This window comes from Acinetobacter sp. V2, assembly GCF_001188385.1.
Taxonomy (GTDB): domain Bacteria; phylum Pseudomonadota; class Gammaproteobacteria; order Pseudomonadales; family Moraxellaceae; genus Acinetobacter; species Acinetobacter oleivorans.
The window spans coordinates 2,558-4,688 of sequence record NZ_JZFB01000005.1; the positions used below are offsets into that span (position 1 = coordinate 2,558).

The following is a 2,131-nucleotide window of genomic DNA, read 5'->3' on the forward strand; positions in this document are numbered from 1 at the left end:
ATTTTCCGCATATTCGGGAAAAAGGCAAAAGCCATGAAGTTGGCTGCAAAACGAGAGATATGTAGAATAAAGAACGCAACAATACCGCCTAAAATTAGGCTAAAGTTTAAATCAAGAATAAATAACTCTAGACCAATTAAAGTAAATAGGAATGAGTTGATGATCCCTTCTACGGTATGCCAAAAATGATTAACCTCTTGAATCTCTCGCTCTTCTCGTATTTCTTTCCATTTGTTTCCAACAATTAAACCACCTATTACACAGGCAATCGGTGCTGATGCATGGGCAAACAAAGCCACTAAATATGCTCCACTCGCAAGCAAAGCTGTTGTCAAAATCAGGGACTCCATTTCGTGTTTACCACGTAATAGACGCAACACCCCTACCCCAAATGCCCAACCAATCCCGACCGCAACAACAATTTCATAGAGTAGAGCTTCTAGTGTCGCCATCAACGAGAAATGTTCACCCTGTAAAACATTAAGCAAAGTCATAAACAATGCAATACACATTGCATCATTAAAGAGTGACTCACCTTCCAGCTTAACAATTAAATGATGCGGTGCACGAATCGAACTAAGCACACCTTTAATACCAATAGGGTCTGTTGCTCCTAAAGCTGCACCTAAAAGTAAAAGCACCAGAATTGGCACATGATATCCAACCAGTAGTTGGAACCCATAGAGCAATCCACCAAATAAAACGGCGCAAATGACCAATGCAATCGTGGCCAAAATACTAATTTGTTTCCAGTAACTTTTTAAATCAGAAATTTTAAATTTAAGTGCCGAAGAAGTTAAAATAAAACAGATGACACCATTAATTAAAAAATCATAAAAATCGATATGGCGCACGGCTTCTTCAATATTATGAATATTAATGGTAATAAACTGATTACCGTTTAACAGGCTTGCGCCCCATTGCAAGATAAAGACAAAAATTGCTGAGACCAGCGGCACACCAATAGCCTGAGGAAAGCCTAAAATGCGCTTATTGAAGATCGTGGTTGCGATTGATAACGCAAAAACCACTGTAAATGCTTGTAGTAGAAAAAAATTACCCATGAATACCCTTCTTCTGGGTCAACGACCAAATAAGAGAAACTTTGTTAGATCGACCAAACTTAATAAAAAACTGGCATAAGAATGCCATAATCATAAAAAACAGAAATTAGGACACAAGTTTAACGAATTGATTGAACAATCTATCACTCTGTTAAATTTCTTAACATTATTTATAGTTATGATCTAAAAAAACGGATGAGCTTCTTAAACATGTTTAACAAGACTCATCCTAGGAAAGATTAAACTGGATTGTTAAAAGTATCGCATTGGTTAATATCGCCAGTTTTTAAACCAACCTGAAACCAGTGCATTCGCTGTTCACTACTACCATGTGTAAAGCTATCTGGAACAACCTGACCAGTAGAGCGTTTCTGCAAATAATCATCTCCAATTTTTTGAGCAGCATCCATCGCTTCTTCAATATCACCTTGCTCTAAAAATTGAGTACGTTGCTGATTATGACTCGCCCAAATCCCCGCTAAGCAATCGGCTTGCAATTCTTGACGAACTGATAATTGATTACCTTCTCTTTGGCTCGCTTGTGCACGAGCTTGTTGAACTTGTGAGGAAATACCAAGCAAGGTTTGAACATGGTGCCCTACCTCATGTGCAACCACATAAGCTTGAGCAAAATCGCCTGCCTGATCTTGTCTAGAAAGTTCAGATTGGTTTTGTTCACCAGAAATTCCCATTTGCTGGCGCATATCTTTAAAGAATTCTGTATCGATATAAACCTTCTGATCTGCCGGACAATAAAATGGTCCCATTGCAGATTGAGCAGTACCGCATCCAGATTGAATCATTCCACTAAATAACACCAATCTTGGTGGCGTATATGTTTTACCTAACTGTTTAAATATAGGAGTCCATGTATCCTCTGTATCAGCCAAAACAGTTCCAACAAAATCAGAGGCCTCTTTTTGCTCGGGTGTTAAACTTTCTGGTGCAGTTGCATTTGACTGCTGTGATGCAGTGACTTGCTGAGTTGCCTGATAAGCTTGTTGTGGATCAACCCCAAAAAACTTCCATGCAACAAATGCAACAACCAAACCAATAATGCTGATACC

2 protein-coding genes are annotated in these 2,131 nt (G+C 38.7%); both read right to left on the reverse strand.

Features of this window, described 5'->3' with window-relative positions; translation table 11 throughout:
• Positions 1 to 1,064, reverse strand: a 1,064-nt coding sequence (locus UC75_RS14645; protein WP_228137403.1) for a cation:proton antiporter, incomplete at its 3' end; no start/stop codon positions are given.
• A 239-nt stretch (positions 1,065 to 1,303) separates the two neighbouring features.
• A partial coding sequence (locus UC75_RS14650) for a neutral zinc metallopeptidase (RefSeq protein ID WP_228137404.1) occupies positions 1,304 to 2,131 on the reverse strand: 828 nt, incomplete at its 5' end.